The organism is Sulfuriferula sp. GW1 (assembly GCF_047300855.1).
GTDB lineage: Bacteria > Pseudomonadota > Gammaproteobacteria > Burkholderiales > Sulfuriferulaceae > Sulfuriferula.
Genome location: NZ_CP170197.1, coordinates 816393 through 832907 on the forward strand (window position 1 = coordinate 816393; position 16515 = coordinate 832907).

17 protein-coding genes and 1 other RNA gene are annotated in these 16515 nt (G+C 57.0%); 14 read left to right on the forward strand and 4 right to left on the reverse strand.

What is annotated here, in order from left to right:
- Positions 1-24: 24 nt before the first annotated feature.
- The 3 genes from ACFDAU_RS04195 (at position 25) to ACFDAU_RS04205 (ending at position 2719) form a co-directional block, all read left to right on the forward strand.
- Positions 25-1251, forward strand: coding sequence for a DUF1501 domain-containing protein (locus tag ACFDAU_RS04195; protein ID WP_413438762.1), 1227 nt, complete (start codon positions 25-27; stop codon positions 1249-1251).
- Positions 1252-1545: 294 nt separating this feature from the next.
- Positions 1546-2505, forward strand: a complete 960-nt coding sequence (locus tag ACFDAU_RS04200) for a chemotaxis protein (protein WP_413438763.1) — start codon at positions 1546-1548, stop codon at positions 2503-2505.
- A gap of 25 nt (positions 2506-2530) precedes the next feature.
- Positions 2531-2719: a hypothetical protein gene (locus ACFDAU_RS04205; protein WP_413438764.1), complete on the forward strand. Its 189-nt coding sequence runs from the start codon at positions 2531-2533 to the stop codon at positions 2717-2719.
- A gap of 77 nt (positions 2720-2796) precedes the next feature.
- Here ACFDAU_RS04205 and ACFDAU_RS04210 read toward each other — a convergent pair whose 3' ends face one another.
- The 3 genes from ACFDAU_RS04210 to ACFDAU_RS04220 all read right to left on the reverse strand — a co-directional run bounded on the left by ACFDAU_RS04210 (position 2797) and on the right by ACFDAU_RS04220 (position 5378).
- Entirely contained in the window at positions 2797-3765 is a 969-nt protein-coding gene (locus ACFDAU_RS04210) for a toll/interleukin-1 receptor domain-containing protein (protein WP_413438765.1), read from the reverse strand.
- Between the two features lie 101 nt (positions 3766-3866).
- Positions 3867-4226, reverse strand: coding sequence for a hypothetical protein (locus tag ACFDAU_RS04215; protein ID WP_413438766.1), 360 nt, complete (start codon positions 4224-4226; stop codon positions 3867-3869).
- A gap of 237 nt (positions 4227-4463) precedes the next feature.
- A complete protein-coding gene (locus ACFDAU_RS04220; protein ID WP_413438767.1) occupies positions 4464-5378 on the reverse strand; it encodes a LysR family transcriptional regulator in 915 nt (304 codons plus the stop codon).
- Between the two features lie 123 nt (positions 5379-5501).
- On the opposite strand from ACFDAU_RS04220, the gene ACFDAU_RS04225 reads away from it, so the two are divergent.
- The 7 genes from ACFDAU_RS04225 (at position 5502) to ACFDAU_RS04255 (ending at position 11553) form a co-directional block, all read left to right on the forward strand.
- Positions 5502-6047 carry a cytochrome b gene (locus tag ACFDAU_RS04225; RefSeq protein ID WP_413438768.1) on the forward strand — a complete coding sequence of 182 codons (546 nt, stop codon included), beginning with the start codon at positions 5502-5504 and terminating at the stop codon, positions 6045-6047.
- Positions 6048-6057: 10 nt separating this feature from the next.
- Complete coding sequence (locus ACFDAU_RS04230) at positions 6058-6645, forward strand: YceI family protein (RefSeq protein ID WP_413438769.1); 588 nt, start codon at positions 6058-6060, stop codon at positions 6643-6645.
- 30 nt (positions 6646-6675) lie between these two features.
- Positions 6676-7086, forward strand: coding sequence for a MauE/DoxX family redox-associated membrane protein (locus ACFDAU_RS04235; RefSeq protein WP_413438770.1), 411 nt, complete (start codon positions 6676-6678; stop codon positions 7084-7086).
- Positions 7087-7192: 106 nt separating this feature from the next.
- Positions 7193-7759: a YceI family protein gene (locus ACFDAU_RS04240; RefSeq protein WP_413438771.1), complete on the forward strand. Its 567-nt coding sequence runs from the start codon at positions 7193-7195 to the stop codon at positions 7757-7759.
- Between the two features lie 135 nt (positions 7760-7894).
- Entirely contained in the window at positions 7895-8446 is a 552-nt protein-coding gene (locus ACFDAU_RS04245) for an NADPH-dependent FMN reductase (RefSeq protein WP_413438772.1), read from the forward strand.
- A 237-nt stretch (positions 8447-8683) separates the two neighbouring features.
- Positions 8684-9760 (forward strand): substrate-binding domain-containing protein, encoded by a 1077-nt coding sequence (locus ACFDAU_RS04250; protein WP_413438773.1) that lies wholly within the window; start codon positions 8684-8686, stop codon positions 9758-9760.
- A 317-nt stretch (positions 9761-10077) separates the two neighbouring features.
- Positions 10078-11553, forward strand: a complete 1476-nt coding sequence (locus ACFDAU_RS04255) for a phospholipase C (protein WP_413438774.1) — start codon at positions 10078-10080, stop codon at positions 11551-11553.
- Positions 11554-11710: 157 nt separating this feature from the next.
- On the opposite strand, the gene ACFDAU_RS04260 is transcribed toward ACFDAU_RS04255, so the two are convergent.
- Positions 11711-13675 (reverse strand): APC family permease, encoded by a 1965-nt coding sequence (locus tag ACFDAU_RS04260; RefSeq protein ID WP_413438775.1) that lies wholly within the window; start codon positions 13673-13675, stop codon positions 11711-11713.
- A gap of 83 nt (positions 13676-13758) precedes the next feature.
- Between ACFDAU_RS04260 and ffs the strand changes: the two genes are divergently transcribed.
- The 4 genes from ffs to ACFDAU_RS04280 all read left to right on the forward strand — a co-directional run bounded on the left by ffs (position 13759) and on the right by ACFDAU_RS04280 (position 16473).
- Positions 13759-13857, forward strand: an RNA gene (gene ffs, locus ACFDAU_RS04265) — signal recognition particle sRNA small type.
- Between the two features lie 53 nt (positions 13858-13910).
- Entirely contained in the window at positions 13911-14447 is a 537-nt protein-coding gene (locus ACFDAU_RS04270) for an acyloxyacyl hydrolase (protein WP_413438776.1), read from the forward strand.
- Between the two features lie 15 nt (positions 14448-14462).
- A complete protein-coding gene (gene dnaX, locus ACFDAU_RS04275) occupies positions 14463-16145 on the forward strand; it encodes a DNA polymerase III subunit gamma/tau (protein WP_413438777.1) in 1683 nt (560 codons plus the stop codon).
- 1 nt (position 16146) lies between these two features.
- A complete protein-coding gene (locus ACFDAU_RS04280; RefSeq protein ID WP_124706171.1) occupies positions 16147-16473 on the forward strand; it encodes a YbaB/EbfC family nucleoid-associated protein in 327 nt (108 codons plus the stop codon).
- Positions 16474-16515: the final 42 nt, after the last annotated feature.

Here is a 16515-nt window from a genome sequence, read left to right on the forward strand (position 1 = left end):
CCCAAGCTGATCAGGAGCCCGTCCATGCATCGTCGCCAATTGCTCAAATTTTTTGCTATCGCACCGCTGGCGGCAGCCAGTGCCCGGCTGTGGGCAGCGCCGCCGCGCAGTGATCAGGCGCCGCGCTTTCTGCTGGTGTTCCTGCGCGGTGGCTATGACGCCGCCAACCTGTTGGTGCCTTATAACAGCGATTTTTATTATGAAAGCCGGCCCCACATCGCGGTGCCCAGGCCGGACAGCGGCGCCGGCGCGGCCATCGCGCTGAACACGGATTGGGCGCTGCACCCGGCACTCACCGATACCTTGTTGCCGCTCTACCGTCAGGGGCAGGCTGCTTTTGTGCCGTTTGCCGGCACGCAGGATATGACGCGCAGCCATTTCGAAACCCAGGACCACATCGAACTCGGCCAGGGCCCCAACCCGCGCGATTTCCGTAACGGTTTTCTCAATCGCCTGGCCAGCGTGCTGGGCAATCGGGCGCAGCCCATGGCCTTCACCGCACAATTACCCTTAAGCCTGAGCGGGCCGGATCGCGTGCCGAATATGGCGATGGTCAATGTCGGTAAAACCGGGCTGAATGCGCATAACAGCGATCTGCTCGCGCAGATGTATCGCGGCACTGAAATGGACGCGACGGTTCGGGAAGGCTTTGCCGTACAAAAGCAGGTGATGGACGACATGCAGAACGCCACCGCCGCAGGCTATGCCGGCGAGATGCTGGCGGCCAGCCGCGGCGCCGCCAACCCGCGCAGCTTTGCTGCCCAGGCGCAACGTATCGGCATGCTGATGCGCAACCAGTTCAATATCGGATTTGTCGATGTCGGCGGCTGGGATACCCATGTGGGCGAGGCGGGGCGCAACGGTGCCGAAGGCCAACTCGCCCAGCGCCTGAGCGAACTCGGCGCCGGGCTGGCAGCCCTGCCGCAAGCCATGGGCCCGGCGTGGAACCAGACTGTGGTCGTGGTGCTGAGCGAATTCGGCCGCACCTTCCGCGAAAACGGCAACCGCGGTACCGATCACGGACACGGCACGGTGTATTGGGTGCTGGGCGGCGCAGTGCGCGGCGGGCGCATCGCCGGTGAGCAGGTGCGGGTCACACAGTCCACCCTCAACCAGGATCGCGACTGGCCGGTGCTGACTGACTACCGCAGCCTGCTGGGCGATATTTTCCGGCGACAGTGGGCCCTCAGCCCAGCGCAAGTGAACACTGTATTCCCAGGCGCGGCGCCGCTTGATTTGCAGCTTGTCTGATCTCGCCGGGTAGGTGTAACGGTCTGCGATTAAAATGCCTTCCAATTCAGGCTGGCAATCCTGCTGAAGCCCGTTTTCAGAAAACCACCTGCTTCGTGCGCGAAGCACGCTGAATAGCGCCACGGCGGCCCGGCGCTGCCGGATAGCTCACTCCCCTGGGAGACAAATTAATTCAAGTATTTGATGCGGCCGGTCGATAAGACATTACCCGCATCACGCAGCTTGGCAGTGGGCACAATTTAATTCAGGCAATACGCTGGCAGTACCGGCAGCGCCGTCAACAAGGTGGAAAACATGAGTTCGGCTCAACAAGAAATCGATGAACGCACAAATCTGGCCGGTTCCAACAAATTTGAATTGCTGCTGTTTAAACTCGGCAGCAGCGCCGGTAGCGATCGATCGGAATTATTCGGCATCAATGTATTCAAGATCCGCGAAATCGTGGCGATGCCAGAGATTACCGTCGTCGCCGGGGCGTCCCCGCATTTGCTCGGCGTGGTGAATCTGCGCGGGCAGGTTATTTCGGTCATTGATCTGCCTGCGATCATGGGGTGCCAGCCCCAGACCGGCCTGAACATCATGCTGGTGACTGAATTTGCGCGCACCACACAAGCATTTGCCGTCGAGTCGGTTGAGGATATCGTGCGGCTGGACTGGGGCCAGGTCCTCTCGGCGGAAGCCAGCGCGGCAGATGGCCTGGTCACCAGCATCGCGCGGCTGGACGGCAATACCGACCGTTCCCGTTTGGCGCAGGTGCTCGACGTGGAGACCATACTGCGCACGCTGACACCGTCCAGCGGATCGGAAGTCAATCCCGAAACAATCGGCCCGAAAATCAATCTCAAACCCGGCACCATTGTCCTCGCCGCCGACGACTCCATCGTCGCGCGCGCCTTGATCGAGCAAGGCCTGGAAGCGATGGGCGTCCATTACATCATGACCAAAACCGGACAGGAAGCCTGGGATCACCTCCAGTCGGTGGCACGTGTGGCCGAAGCCGAAGGCAAGCCCGTGTCCGACAAGATTGCACTGGTGCTGACCGACCTGGAAATGCCGGAAATGGATGGATTTACGCTGACGCGAAACATCAAGCAGGACGTGCGCTTCCGCGGGATTCCGGTAGTCATCCATTCATCGCTAACCGGCAATGCCAATGAAGACCACGTAAGGAATGTCGGGGCAGATGCCTACGTGGCGAAATTCGTGGCGGAGGAATTGGCCGCCACCATGCGTAAAGTGCTCACGCAATTGTAAGGTCGCGACAGTTTGGCGAAGTGAATTGGAGTTGCCGCGGCTCAAGCAAGCGCAGGTCGCACAGTCCACCCTCAACCGGGATCGCGACTGGCCGGTGCTGACTGACTACCGCAGCCTGCGGCACCGTATCTTCCGGCGCCAGTGGGGCCTCGGCCCAGCGCAAGTGAACACGTGGTTCCCGGGCGCGATGCTGGTTGATTTGCAACTTGTCTGATCACACCAGATAGGTGTAACGGCCTGTGATTAAGACCTAGCTTGGCCCAGGCCAGCTAGATTATCGGCCAGCATTCGTTATCGCTGCAAATTCTTATTTCTCAGTGCATCAATAAGTGGACATAACGAATCTATTTCGCCGTCTCCGACTATACGAACCGCACGATCCAAGAGAAGGCGCTGTTCCATCGAGACAGCGTAATTTGGAATGCCGAAGAAGATATAGAGGTAATCGTAGTCATCCATATAAAAATCCAAGTCTCTTAGAAGGGACATGCTCTCTACCTCACCCAGCATACCGCTTACCCATTGATCAAGAGCCTCAAGCCAGAGTCTGAGCTTTTCTTCTGATATGGGTTCGCTAGGGGTAATATTTATGTCATTGGACAAGCCGTACTTGGTAAAGAGCTGTGCACGCTTCTCTCTGAGTAGAACCTCTATCGCGGCTTGCTGCTCATCGATTTCATTATCCGTGAGATTTTCGAAGTAGGTATTTGCCAATGCCTCGTATTCAGCATATAGAGCTTGCGCTTGCAGAAAGCGATATTGGCAGCCAGCTGCAAGCCACTCAAGTTCAATGGATCTGGCTGATAGGAACTGTTCTAGCTTTGAAGCTAAAACCTCGTTTAATACTGATGAGACTGGGGGAAATAACTCGGCGACTTTTAACGCTATAGCCTCAATCCCTTCAACAGACTTGAGCGCCACTAAATCGGCGAGTAGTGGTGAAACAGACCTGACAAAGTCAACATCGATTCCGTGCCATATTGGAACTAACTTCACATTCCCTGCGATATTGGCTCCAAGGAGGGCATCAAGTTCCCGTTGAGGCCATTCTTTGGCAAAGAAATGGCGACTAAGAACAACAATTCCAGCTTCACACTCAGCGAGACCTTTGTCGATTGATCTGCGTAGACTGTCCCCTGGTTTTAATGTGAACTCGTCGTACCAGACATTTAACCCTAGACGCCTTAGTTCTTGGGCGAGGGGCCGCACGAAATCACTCTTGTCTTCACTGGCGTGGCTGACGAATAGGGTATTGCACATGAGTGGTGGTCCAATGTTTGACGTAACCGACATCTGGCGAAGTGTTGAGTGCAAAAGGATGCCCGCTAACTACACTTGCAGGCGATTCGATTACAGAGAGATTATGCATTTCGTGCTTGCCTCTTCGTGTTGCGTTCGTCTTGGCGAGACAGCAAATACCACCACTCAGTACCGTCTTCACGTGAGGTTTTCTTCGCGCCAATCTCGTGCAGAAATTGTCTAATCTCATCGTCACCGTGGCCGCCGATTGGTGCTTTCAGCTCGGAGAAAGAACGATCTGTATAGATGTGGTGACTGAGCATTTCTGTAAGAAAATTCTTGATAATCTCGGTCCCCTTGTTTTGAAGCAGAAACATCTCCTTATTGTGCTTAAGCTGCTTATATTGGAGAAGCAAGTTGAAAAGCCTAGTGCCAATCGAGCCTGTGATAACTCCAGTGAGTGCCCAATCTGCATCAGTCATTCAGAAGTCTCCCATGTTGTGGCACCTTTGCGACCATTGTGCCCGTTCCAAAAAAGCAGGCTTGCTTCAATCGTTAAGTGACATGGAGATTACGGATGCACAGTCTATAGTTCCCCGCCCAATGTAGGCTTTTTTCGTTTTCCCGGCAAATGGTGTCAAGCCTGCAAGCGCATTAGTGAGTACTCGCGAATAATCGAGTCAGCGGCTGAGCATCCCAATAGTTTTTCCTGTACTCCCTCACTTCATTTTCAGAATCTCATCCCACGGCGGTTTCGGCCCGATGCGTTGAGCAAGGTACTCGACCAGGGTACTGACGCGATGCGGTACATAGCGGTTGCTCGGAAAGATGGCGTAGATGCCCGCCTCCGATGTCTGAAATCCGGGCAGCAGGATTTCCAGCTTGCCTTCACGCACCGCTTGTTCGGCCATGAAAGTGGGTGCGCTGGTGATGCAGATGCCGCGGATCGCTGCGGCGAGCAGGGCATCGCCGCTGTTGGCTTTCAGCCGGCCGCTTACCGGGAACCACTGCGTTTTGCCATCGATGATGAAAGGCCAGCTTGAATGCGTGGTGAGCAGATAGCCGGCGCATTCGTGCTGGATCAATTCTCTTGGGTGTTTGGGTTTGACGTGACGCTTCAGGTAATCGGGTGCGGCGAGGATGACGGCGCGGCTGCTGCCGATCTTGCGCGCCACGTCGCCAGGGTCGAGCCGGTCCGAGATGCGGATGCCCAGATCAAAGCCGCCTTCAATCAGGTTGACACGCTGGTCGTTGAACACCAGTTCGACCGATATCGCCGGGTTGGCCGCCATGAAGTCGCCGAACATCGGCATCAATTGCTGAATGCCGAACGAATACGGCAGGGTGATGCGGATATGTCCGCGCGGTGCCTGCTGGTCGTCGGTCAGGCTGGCTTCGGCGGCATCCACCAGGCTCAGGATTTCGCGGCATTTTTCCAGGTAGCTTGCACCCGTTGAAGTGAGGCTCAAGCGCCGCGTGCTGCGCGCCAGCAGCTTGCTGCCCAGGTGCGTTTCGAGCGCCACTACCTGCCGCGTCACGACCGAGCGCGCCACGTTCATCTGTTGCGCCACGGCCGAGAAGCTGCCGAGTTCGACTACCCGGATAAAGAGCCGCATGCTGTCCAGCCTGTCCATGAAACCTCCGTTTCATTGTTGCATCTAGAGCAATGATAATTTGTAAATTGTAGGCTATTTCAACTACAACTACTCGCGTAAAGTACAGCCATCGATCAACTACATACGTTGGGGATTTTGTCCATGAGCCCTCCTGCCACCTATACCCATACTGCAATTGTGCTGCATTGGCTGGTGGCGCTTGCGCTGGTCGCGACATTCGGTGTCGGCCTTTATATGAGCGGGCTGGCGCTGTCGCCTGCCAAGCTCAAAATCTACTCGTGGCACAAATGGGCCGGGGTGACGATTTTTGCGCTGGTGTTGTTCCGGCTGGTCTGGCGTGCGACGCATCGCCCGCCGGCACAGCCTGTCAGCATGCCCGCCTGGCAGCACCGCGCGGCGGAGTTTGCGCACTACCTGCTGTATGCCCTGATGGTGACCGTGCCGCTGAGCGGCTGGCTGATGAGTTCGGCCAAGGGTTTCCAGACGGTGTATTTCGGCGTGCTGCCGTTGCCCGATCTGCTCGCCAAAAACAAGGAGCTGGGCGACGCGCTCACCCTGGTACACAAATGGCTGAACTTCACCCTGGCCGGGCTGGTGGTGGTCCATGTGGGCGCCGCGTTCAAGCATCACTTTTTCGATCGCGACAATGTGCTCGCCCGCATGCTGCCTTTAATCAGGAAACCTTAGGAGATTTGCAATGAATGCCTTGATGAAAAAAATCGGATTATTGGCTGGCATGCTGGCGTTGTGGGCAAGCTGCAGCGCCCAGGCGGTCGAATTCAACCAGCTCCAGACAGACAAGAGCGCGGTGTCGTTTGTGTACAAACAAATGAACGTGCCGATCGAAGGCAGCTTCAAACGCTTTCATGGCCTGATCAGCTTTGACCCGGCGAAGCCTGCATTGGCCCAGGCTGAAATCGACATTGATCTGGCCAGCATCGACGCCGGCTCGGATGAAGCCAACGACGAGGTGGCGGGCAAGCTCTGGTTCAACACCAAGGCATTTCCCGTTGCGCGCTTTGTTGCAACGTCGATCACGCCGCTCGGCAACAATCGCTTCGAGGTGGCGGGCAAGATGAGCATCAAGGGTCGTACGCACGACGAACGGACCGTGGCCACGTTTCAGCCGCAGGGCAGCGGCGGCGTGTTCGCAGGGAGTCTGGTATTGAAGCGCGCCGACTATGGCATCGGAGAGGGCGTGTGGGCCGATTTCGGCACCGTGGCCAACGACATACAAATCAAGTTCCGGCTGGTGGCAGCTGCTACGGCCGTCAGTAAGAAGTAGTAGGACTTCATCTTCCGAAGAGGAGGTTATATGTTTGCAGTAACTACGCTAAAAGACGCTGAGCGCATTGTTCGAATTGTGATGGTTACAATTTTGCTCACAGCAGGAACAAGCAAATTTTTTAGTCATGGTGGCTTCGTCGAGTACTACTCCAAGCTATTCCAGGGAGATCTGAGAATCCAATTGCCACCATTTATTGTGGACACTTATCTACAACTTATCCCATTTATCGAAATCGGTCTTGGTTGTGCCCTCCTCAGCAATCGGTATAAGTGGGTTGCCGTGTATGGCTGGTTTGCATTCATGCTCAGCCTTTTGGTTGGTCACTACATTCTGCAAGAGTGGGCATCTGTAAATCAAATGCTTGATTACTTCTTCTTGGGGTTGCTGTGCTTTGTCTTACCCAACCACCAATCCTGGCTTCGACGAGATGTTGCATGATCAGGTCCAACCCTGGCAATCATTCCACAGAACCTGTGCAACAAAACGCACAGGCCGATTCACAAGTTCAGTTTGTTTAACCATTGTTTACTCAAGGAGAATCACCATGAAAAAACTTGCTATTGCACTGGCTTTTGCTTCACTCAGCACCGTTACATTTGCTGCGCCGGTCACGTTCAATATTGATACCACGCATACTGCGCCGCGTTTCGAGTACAACCACTTCGGCTACTCCAACCAGATACACAGCTTCGACAAGACCAGCGGCAAGATCGTGCTGGATAGCGCAGCGAAAACCGGGTCGGTGGATCTCACCATTGACGCCAAATCGGTGAACACCGGCTATCCCTTGTTCAACGAGCACATCCAGGACAAGGATTTCTTCGATACGGCCGACTACCCGACCATCACGTTCAAATCGACGGGGGTGAAATTCAAGGGCGACAAACCGGTATCGGTGGAAGGCATGCTGACGGTCAAGGGAATCACCAAACCGGTCACGCTGACTGTCACCTCGTTTCAGGAAATGGTGAATCCCATCCTGAAGCGGGATGCGATCGGCGCCAATGCGGTGGCAAAAATCAAACGTTCGGATTTCAACATGGGTAAATACGCGCCGTATGTTTCCGATGACGTGAACCTCATCATCGCAGTCGAGGCGGTGAAAGAGTAAGGGAGTGCAACATTTCCAACGATGCGCCATTGTCGGCCAGGAGGCGGCTCCGGCACATCGAATCGATAAAGGGTGTTGCCGCTATTCCCGCATGTACTACCTTTAAATTCAATCCGCACTTTTAAGGAGATCGTCATGAGCCAATATCAGATAGCCGTTATCGTCGGCAGCCTGCGCAAGGATTCGTTCAATCGCAAGCTGGCGAGCGCCATGGCAAAACTGGCGCCGCCGGAATTTTCGTTCAAGCAATTGCAGATCGGCGATTTGCCGCTCTACAACCAGGACGATGATGCGAATCAGGCTGATACCGTCAAGCGTCTGAAAGCCGAAATCACGGCAGCGCAGGGCATCCTTTTCGTCACGCCTGAATACAACCGTTCCATCTCCGGCGTACTCAAAAATGCAATCGATCATGCCTCACGACCATATGGCCAGAGCGCATGGACGGGAAAACCTGCCGGGATATTGGGTGCCTCAGTCGGCCCGCATGGGACGGCGATGGCTCAACAGCATCTGCGCAATATTCTGGCCTCATTGGACATGCCTGCGTTGGGACAACCCGAAGCTTTTATACATGCCAGAGAAGGTTTATTTGACGAGTCGGGCGATATCGGTGAAGGCAGTAGAAAGCTATTGCAGAACTGGATGGACCGCTATGTTTCCTGGGTAAAAAAGCATACGTCATGACCGGGTAACTCAACAGCGTTGGACTCCGACAAACAGAGTCAAATAAATGGGCGAGGCATGAAATGCAGCCCATTTTCATTGCCGGCGTGCAGGTCACGAGAATAATCGGAACATGCAAATTCCTGGTGGTGAATTGCTTATCCAATCGAGTGGGTAGGCTATGATTCTGACGGCAAGTTTGCCGTACTTGCTTGTGTGCATTCATTCCAGACTGTTTCGTTCACGAAAAGGAAAAGCATGAATATCAGGAGAATAGCAGGCGCTGTTGTCGTTGCATTGTCGGCCATGGCAAGCACATCCACACTGGCGGCCATGCCAGCGATCACAGGAACCCCGGTAGTCGATACCCCCAAGCTGTTGCAGTGGCCGACGGACCAGGGAATCAAAAAACCGAATCTGGATGATCCGACCGCGGACACGCTGTGGGATTTCCATGGCACCCTCGATACCTGCGATGTGGTGTTGTCCACCGAGGGCAACTACCACATGGCGCTACACGACATCTGGCCGAAGTATCTCGCCAGGTTCCAGGCTGATCCCCTTCATAACGCCTTTTACACCACCAGTCCCCCGGTTGTGATCCCCCAGTTGAAAAACGGCGTGGTGCAGTTTGGTAATCTTTATGCCACCTGCATGCCGTCTGTTGCCGTGGCTTCGAAGCGCGTTATCGATAAACTGGTCGCATCCGGCGAAACCGACGGACCTGCCTACCCGATCTATCAGGATCGTGGCGAGGTGATTCTGGTCAAGCACGGCAATCCCAAAAAAATTCATACCGTGTGGGACCTGGGGCGCAAGAATGTGCGTCTCGTTACCCCGAACATCAAGCTGGAGCCCGGCGCATTCAATACCTATGCCGAAGCGATTTACAATATCGCCCGGCTTGACCCGCATCCCCCGAAAGGCTGGACTGCGGAAAGGCTGATCAAGGTCCTGTTCAACGGCGCCAGCCATGATAAGGATAAATGGCTCGAAGGTGCGCGCATCCATCATCGCGACGAGCCCTGGTCAGTTGCCTACGGCAAGGCCGACGCTGCTGTATTCCTATACCACCTTGGCCTGTTTACCAAGCAGACCTTCCCGGATACCTTCGACCTTGTACCGCTGGGCGGGACGGTGGAGAATCCTCAGCCACTTCCGGGGACGAAAGTGGGCGTGCGTGAAGTGGTGGCGCTCAAGGGGAACTGGAATGCCAAACAACTCAAGGCGCGTGATGAATTGACCAACATTTTACGCGGCAGCGAGTTTACCGAAATACTGCAAAAACATGGTCTTTCCCGGCCAGACGGGTTTGTGCCAAACAAAGCGGATTGATGAATACCCCGGCAATGGCCGCCAGGCAATGACAGCGAGGTGTTCCATTGCCGGGGTTGTACGGGAAACCCCCCCCCTCATCTGCGTGGCAAACACCGTTGACAGGCATTCGTCAGCACCGCGTCAGTTGCCGTTCATAACCCCGCAGCATGGGGCATGCAGACTGGAGCCGCTGCACCTCCGCAGGTCCAAAAACCGGGCCTTTCTGAAACTCAATGAAGGGGAGAAGTACCATGGCCTCCAGCCAGAAATCTTTTGTCATGCCTCGCCAATCCGTCCTTGCGCTTGCTTTATGCGCTGCGTTTCAAACAGCTGTGATGCCTGTTGCAGCGGCTTCTGACGATCACCAGACGGCTACGCCGATCAAGCACGTGGTGGTGATTTTCCAGGAAAACGTTTCTTTCGATCACTATTTTGCCACTTACCCGCATGCAGCCAACCCGGCTGGATCGCCGGCTTTTCTGCCGCACCGCGGGACGCCCTCAATCAATGGATTGACGCCGGAGCTGATCAACTACAATCCGAATTCCGTCAAGCCTTTCAGGCTGGATCGCAGCCAGGCGATGACGTGCGATATGGATCACCGCTATACCCAGGAACAGCAGGCTGCTGACGCCGGCCTGATGGACAAATTCGTGCAGAATACCGGCGCGCATTACGGTAATTGCGACCCCTCACAGGTGATGGGATATTACGATGGCAACACGGTGACTGCACTGTGGAACTACGCCCAGCATTTTGCGATGAGCGACAATTCTTTCAGCACGACCTATGGGCCTTCCACGCCGGGTGCGCTGAACCTGGTCGCCGGCCAGACGCATGGCGTGACGCCGACCGATCTTGCCGGGGTGACGGCCAACGGCACGGTGATCAGCGATGCCGATCCGGCGTATGACGATTGTTCCAACCACACCAAGCCGGTGCTGGCGATGAGCGGTACCAACGTGGGCGACTTGCTGAACCACAAGGGCGTGACCTGGGGATGGTTCCAGGGCGGTTTCCGGCCCACGGCAATGAGCAATGGCAAACCGGTGTGCGGCGCGACCAGCCAGAATATCGCCGGGAAAAGCGTGAGCGATTACAGCCCGCACCACGAGCCGTTCCAGTATTACACCTCCACCTCCAATCCTCACCATGTGGCGCCTTCATCGGTGGCGATGATCGGCAAGCAGGACCAGGCCAATCATCAATATGACCTGTCCGATTTCTGGTCGGCGACAGAGTCCCACCACATGCCGGAAGTGAGTTTCCTGAAGGCGAAAATGGCTCAGGATGGCCATGCCGGCTACTCGGACCCGCTGGATGAACAGACTTTCCTGGTTCAAACCCTCAACCGGCTGCAGCGCTTGCCGGAGTGGAAAAATACCGCGGTGATCATTGCTTATGATGATTCCGATGGCTGGTACGACCACGTGATGCCGCCTATCGTCACCCAGTCCAACGACCCGACCTACGATGCACTCACCGGTCCGGGAAGTTGTGGCACGGCTGCTCAGGGTGCGTACCAGGATCGCTGCGGTTATGGTCCGCGCCAGCCGCTCCTGGTGATCTCGCCTTATGCCAAACCCAACTTTGTCGATCACTCGGTTACCGATCAATCCTCGATCCTGCGCTTCATCGAAGACAACTGGAATCTGGGCCGGATCGGTGATGACTCGACCGACGCAAAGGCCGGCTCATTGTCCAGCGTGTTTGATTTCAAGCGGAACCCTGCCAATCGTCTGTTCCTCGATCCTTCCAGCGGACAGCGCGTGCACGTTGATGGCGATGAAGTGAGCGAGAACCATTCCTGAGCATTCAGGTTTTAAATAAAACAGGAAGGTGTTTCCTCTTGCGAGTGGTGCTTTGCACCACTCGTTTTTTTTGTGTACCTGCTGTGCGGCGGGATCCGTATGCGCTGGTACCACAGGTATGGACCAAATCGCCCTGGCAATGGACTAAGCGCTGGCTTCAAACCTTCATCGGCAAAATCACCATCTGCATTCCCTGCAGATGCAGGCGGCGTTGCAGCACGTCGGCGGTCTGGTTGTGGAGCAGGCGCGTGCCCCAGTTGTCGTGCACGAAAATCAGCTTGCTGGCGAAAAACACACAGTTGGAATAATCCGCATGGGTTTGTTGCGCCAGCCGGGTGAGTTCCTGGGCCACATCGCTGCCGTAGGCCAGCCGGGCTTCGGCGGCCAGGCCGTGGTGGTGGCAGAAATTGACAAAATACTGGAGATTTTCGCCGACTTCGTCGCGCAGGTTTTCGAGCGCTCCGGTGCCGCCGTAGCTTTGTGTGTCGACCTCGCCAACGCTCAGAAAAATGAAATTTTTGAAATGATCCGGGAACAGGCGCTGTACCCAGAGCAAGGTGTGCATGCCGCTGCCTTTGCTTTTGCCCACCAGCAGCGCGGCTGTGGGAAGCATGGGATCCAGTGCGGGAGGATTGGGCAGAGGAGCCATTTGCTGCCCGGCAAACAGATTGTCCACCTGTTTGAGTTGGGCGCGGGTTTCGTCATAGTGGCGGCGCACCAGCAGGCAGGCGCCGATCACCATGCTGGTGATGAGCACCGTCATCCAGCCGCCCTGGCTGAATTTTTCGACAATCAGCACGATCAATATTCCACCGGTGACCGACAGCCCGGTGCCGGACAGAGCCAGGCGCCACAGCCATTTCTGCTCCACCCCGCGATTGCGCCACCAGTAGATGCACATGCCGGCCATCGACATTGAAAAAGTCAGGAACACATTGATGCCATACAGCACCACCAGCAGCGTGACGCTGCCGCGCGTCAACAGCAATACGCCGATTGCCGACAATGCCATCAGCATGATGCCATTGCGCGTCACCAGGCGGCTCGACAGATAACTGAACTGGTGCGGTACCCAGCGATCCGCCGCCATGTTGGCGAGCACCGCCGGGCCGCCGAGAAAACCGGTGTTGGCGGCGACAAACAACAGCCCCGCCTCCAATGCCAGGACCACCGGCAGCAGCCAGCGCGCCCAGTCCACGCCGCCTAGTGTCCAGCTGCTCAGGATGTCCTTGAACACCACCGCATTCAGTGTTTCGCCGGGCACATGGTGGACGTCCCACAGCAGGTACAGCATGATGATGCCGCTGGCGGTGAAGGCGAGCGAGACGGCCAGATAAAACATGGTCCACTTGCCGGTGCGCGCACGCGGCTCGGCCAGCGTATTGACGTTGTTGGATACCGCCTCCAGTCCGGTGTAGGTACCGCCGCCGGTGGAGTAGGCCAGCAGCAGATGGGAGATGATGAATGCCCAGCCCATCTGCGTGCTCAGGGTAAAGGTCTCGGTAGTGGTATCGTGCAGCAGCGTCGGCAGGCGGCTGCTGTGGAACATGATGCCGTACACGATCAGCACCAGATGGATGACGACAAAGCCGAGAAAAATCGGCAGCAGGAACTTGATGGATTCCTTCAGCCCGCGCAGATTCAGGATCACCAGAACCAGCACGAATATCAGTCCTGACGCCAGTTTGAAAGGCTGCGCTCCCATTGGCAATAGCGAGAATAAAGCATCGGCGCCGCTCGCCACCGAAATGGCGATGGTGAGTACATAGTCGACAATCAGGGCGGCGCCGGACACCAGCCCGGCATGGGGGCCGATGAGTTTGGTTGCGACCTTGTAGCCGCCACCGCCGCTGGGGAACAGCTCGATAACCTGGTTATACGCAAACGAAATCACGAATACGGTGAGCGCGGTGGCAATCGCCAGATACAAGGCGAGATGGGTATGCTGGCCGAGCGCGAGAAAGGCCTCTTCCGGACCGTAACAGGAGGATGACAGGCCGTCTGCGCCCAGCCCGACCCAGGCGAAGAATGCGATCAGTGCGATGTGCTGGCGCGTCTCGGGTTTCATCGGATCGCGCGGGGCGCCGAGCACCTTATCCCTGAGCAGTTGCAGCGTGGGCATTACCGTGATTTTCCTCGAGAGTTGGAAATGTCCGCGCACTATAACGCTTTGCCGCACCTGAGGGCTAGCGTAGAATAGCCGATGGCGGGCCTCCCCGCATTGCAAGATGGTGAACCTGGTCAGGTCCGGAAGGAAGCAGCCACAGCCATTTATTGCAAGTGCCGGGGGTCGGGCTCGCCACCTTCTAATCCATTTTTCGAATGCTGCATTCACACCAATTGGTGAGGGAAGTGACATGAAGTTGAACCTGACAAAACTTGCGGGTGTCCTGCTGCTGGTTTGTACAGCTTTGCCAGCTCATGCCGTAGATAGCGTGTCGCTTGAGTTGGGCGCAGGCAACCATACCGATATGGGCCGTGTCGGCCTGCAATGGGACTGGAACAAAAAATGGCCGGTGGGCGATGCCTGGGCCGTGTCCGGCTACTGGGATGCGAGCCTCGGCTATTGGCGCGGTGACAGCGGTGTGAGCGGCGCGCGCGATCTATACGACATTGGCTTCACCCCGGTAGTCCGGCTGAGCCAGAACAAGCCCACAGGATGGTACGCCGAAGCTGGAATCGGCGTGCATCTGCTGTCGGAAACCCGAATCAATGACCGCCGCCAATTCGGTACGGCTTTTCAGTTCGGCGATCACATTGGAGCCGGCTACAGATTCGGCGCGCGCGGCGAATACGATCTGGGTTATCGTTTCCAGCATCTGTCGAATGCCGATATCAAAAAACCCAACAACGGGATCAACTTCAACCAGATCCGGTTTGCCTACCACTTTTGATGCGATCTTAAACCAGTGACCCAAGTTCTCGCACGCAAGTGGCGCCCCCGCATATTCGCCGACCTCAAGGGCCAGGAACACGTGGTGCGGGCGCTGAGCAACGCGCTGACCCAGAACCGGCTGCACCACGCCTACCTGTTCACCGGCACGCGCGGCGTCGGCAAGACCACGGTGGCGCGCATTCTTGCCAAATGCCTCAATTGCGAAACCGGCATTACCGCTACGCCATGCGGCCAGTGCTCCGCGTGCACGCAGATCGATAGCGGGCGCTTTGTCGATTTGCTGGAACTGGACGCCGCTTCCAATACCGGCATCGACAACATGCGCGAAGTACTGGACAACGCGCAATATGCCCCCACGGTAGGCCGCTTCAAGGTTTACATCATCGACGAAGTGCACATGCTGTCCAAGGCGGCGTTCAACTCCATGCTGAAAACGCTGGAGGAGCCGCCCGAGCACGTCAAATTCATCCTCGCCACCACCGACCCGCAGAAGATTCCGGTCACCGTGCTGTCGCGCTGCCTGCAATTCAACCTCAAGCAAATGGTGCCGGAAATGGTGCGCGAACATCTTGACAAGGTGCTCGGGCTGGAAGGCCTCCCGTCCGAGCCCGCCGCGTTGCGCCTGATTGCGCGCGCCGCCGGCGGCAGCATGCGCGATGCGCTGTCGCTGCTCGATCAGGCCATCGCCTACGGCAGCGGCAAGGTGCACGAGGATACGGTGCGCAGCATGCTGGGTGCGATCGACCAGCGCTACCTGTTCGGCCTGCTGAATGCGCTGGCCGCGGGCGATGGCGCGGCGCTGCTGGACGAGGCCGATCAAATGGCGGCGCGCAGCATCGCCTTCGACCCGGCCCTGCAGGAATTGGGTGCGCTATTGCATAAAATCGCGCTGGCGCAGACCGTACCCGCAGCACTGCCGGATGATTTGCCTGAGCGTGAAGCCATTCTCGATCTGGCGCAACGCCTCGATGCCGAAACCGTCCAGCTTTACTACCAGATCGCCATTCTCGGGCGGCGCGACCTGGCGCTGGCGCCGGATGAATTTGCCGGCTTTACCATGACGTTGCTGCGCATGCTGGCGTTTATGCCCGCCACGGAACCAGCCCGCATTGCCACGCCTTCCGTCGTGCCCCCCGCAAGCCGCGCTGCGCCCCCCGCTGCGGCGCTGCTGGTTGCACGCGAACCCGCCGCGCCAAAGCTGGCCCCCGCGCCGCCGCTTGGGGCGAGCGCTGAAATGGATGTTTCCGAGCCTGTGCCTGAACCTGCACCTGCTCCCGAACCGGTGCAGGTGGCGCGCGTCGCCTCCATCGCGTTTGACGGTGATTGGGCGGCGTTGGTGACCAGCCTCAAACTGGGCGGTCAGGCGCGCATGCTGGCAGTGCACAGCGAACTCGAATCCTGTGCCGGCGATTGCCTGCAGTTGCGGGTGCCGATTGCCCACAAGCATCTTGCCGAAAAGTCCTATCAGGACAAGCTGCGCGAGGCGATCAGCGCGCATTTCGGCCGCCCCATGCGCCTCCAGGTCAGTCTCGCGGAAGGCGAAGCCAACACGCCGGTGCGCCAGCAAAACGAGGCGCGCGCGGCACGACAGAGCGAGGCTGAGGCCGTCATTGCAGCGGACCCATTTGTACAAGACGTAATGCAGCAATTCGATGCCCGCGTTGTCGAAATTAAATCTATCGCAAAGGAGCAGTGAAATGATGAAAGGTGGTTTGGGCAACATGATGAAGCAGGCCCAGCAAATGCAGGAAAACATGAAAAAAATGCAGGATCAGCTGGCCGATGTTGAAGTCGAAGGCGTGGCCGGTGCGGGCATGGTCAAGGTGCTGATGACCTGTCGCAACGACGTGCGCCGGGTGACCATCGACCCCAGCCTGATGAGCGACGACAAGGACATGCTCGAGGACCTCATCGCTGCCGCGATGAATGATGCAGTGCGCAAGGCGGAAGCGACGACCCAGGAAAAAATGGCGGGGTTTACCTCCGGACTCAACCTGCCACCGGGCTTCAAGCTGCCATTCTGATGTGGTGAATCAAAATCGAATCTGCCACAGAGCGCACCGAGA

Excerpts from the sequence above, each read along its gene's own strand:
- ACFDAU_RS04195 (WP_413438762.1), top strand. The coding sequence starts at position 25 with ATGCATCGTCGCCAATTGCTCAAATTTTTTGCTATCGCACCGCTGGCG.
- ACFDAU_RS04200 (WP_413438763.1), top strand. The coding sequence starts at position 1,546 with ATGAGTTCGGCTCAACAAGAAATCGATGAACGCACAAATCTGGCCGGT.
- ACFDAU_RS04210 (WP_413438765.1), bottom strand. The coding sequence starts at position 3,765 with ATGTGCAATACCCTATTCGTCAGCCACGCCAGTGAAGACAAGAGTGAT.
- ACFDAU_RS04215 (WP_413438766.1), bottom strand. The coding sequence starts at position 4,226 with ATGACTGATGCAGATTGGGCACTCACTGGAGTTATCACAGGCTCGATT.
- ACFDAU_RS04220 (WP_413438767.1), bottom strand. The coding sequence starts at position 5,378 with ATGGACAGGCTGGACAGCATGCGGCTCTTTATCCGGGTAGTCGAACTC.
- ACFDAU_RS04225 (WP_413438768.1), top strand. The coding sequence starts at position 5,502 with ATGAGCCCTCCTGCCACCTATACCCATACTGCAATTGTGCTGCATTGG.
- ACFDAU_RS04230 (WP_413438769.1), top strand. The coding sequence starts at position 6,058 with ATGAATGCCTTGATGAAAAAAATCGGATTATTGGCTGGCATGCTGGCG.
- ACFDAU_RS04235 (WP_413438770.1), top strand. The coding sequence starts at position 6,676 with ATGTTTGCAGTAACTACGCTAAAAGACGCTGAGCGCATTGTTCGAATT.
- ACFDAU_RS04240 (WP_413438771.1), top strand. The coding sequence starts at position 7,193 with ATGAAAAAACTTGCTATTGCACTGGCTTTTGCTTCACTCAGCACCGTT.
- ACFDAU_RS04245 (WP_413438772.1), top strand. The coding sequence starts at position 7,895 with ATGAGCCAATATCAGATAGCCGTTATCGTCGGCAGCCTGCGCAAGGAT.
- ACFDAU_RS04250 (WP_413438773.1), top strand. The coding sequence starts at position 8,684 with ATGAATATCAGGAGAATAGCAGGCGCTGTTGTCGTTGCATTGTCGGCC.
- ACFDAU_RS04255 (WP_413438774.1), top strand. The coding sequence starts at position 10,078 with ATGCCTGTTGCAGCGGCTTCTGACGATCACCAGACGGCTACGCCGATC.
- ACFDAU_RS04260 (WP_413438775.1), bottom strand. The coding sequence starts at position 13,675 with ATGCCCACGCTGCAACTGCTCAGGGATAAGGTGCTCGGCGCCCCGCGC.
- ACFDAU_RS04270 (WP_413438776.1), top strand. The coding sequence starts at position 13,911 with ATGAAGTTGAACCTGACAAAACTTGCGGGTGTCCTGCTGCTGGTTTGT.
- ACFDAU_RS04280 (WP_124706171.1), top strand. The coding sequence starts at position 16,147 with ATGATGAAAGGTGGTTTGGGCAACATGATGAAGCAGGCCCAGCAAATG.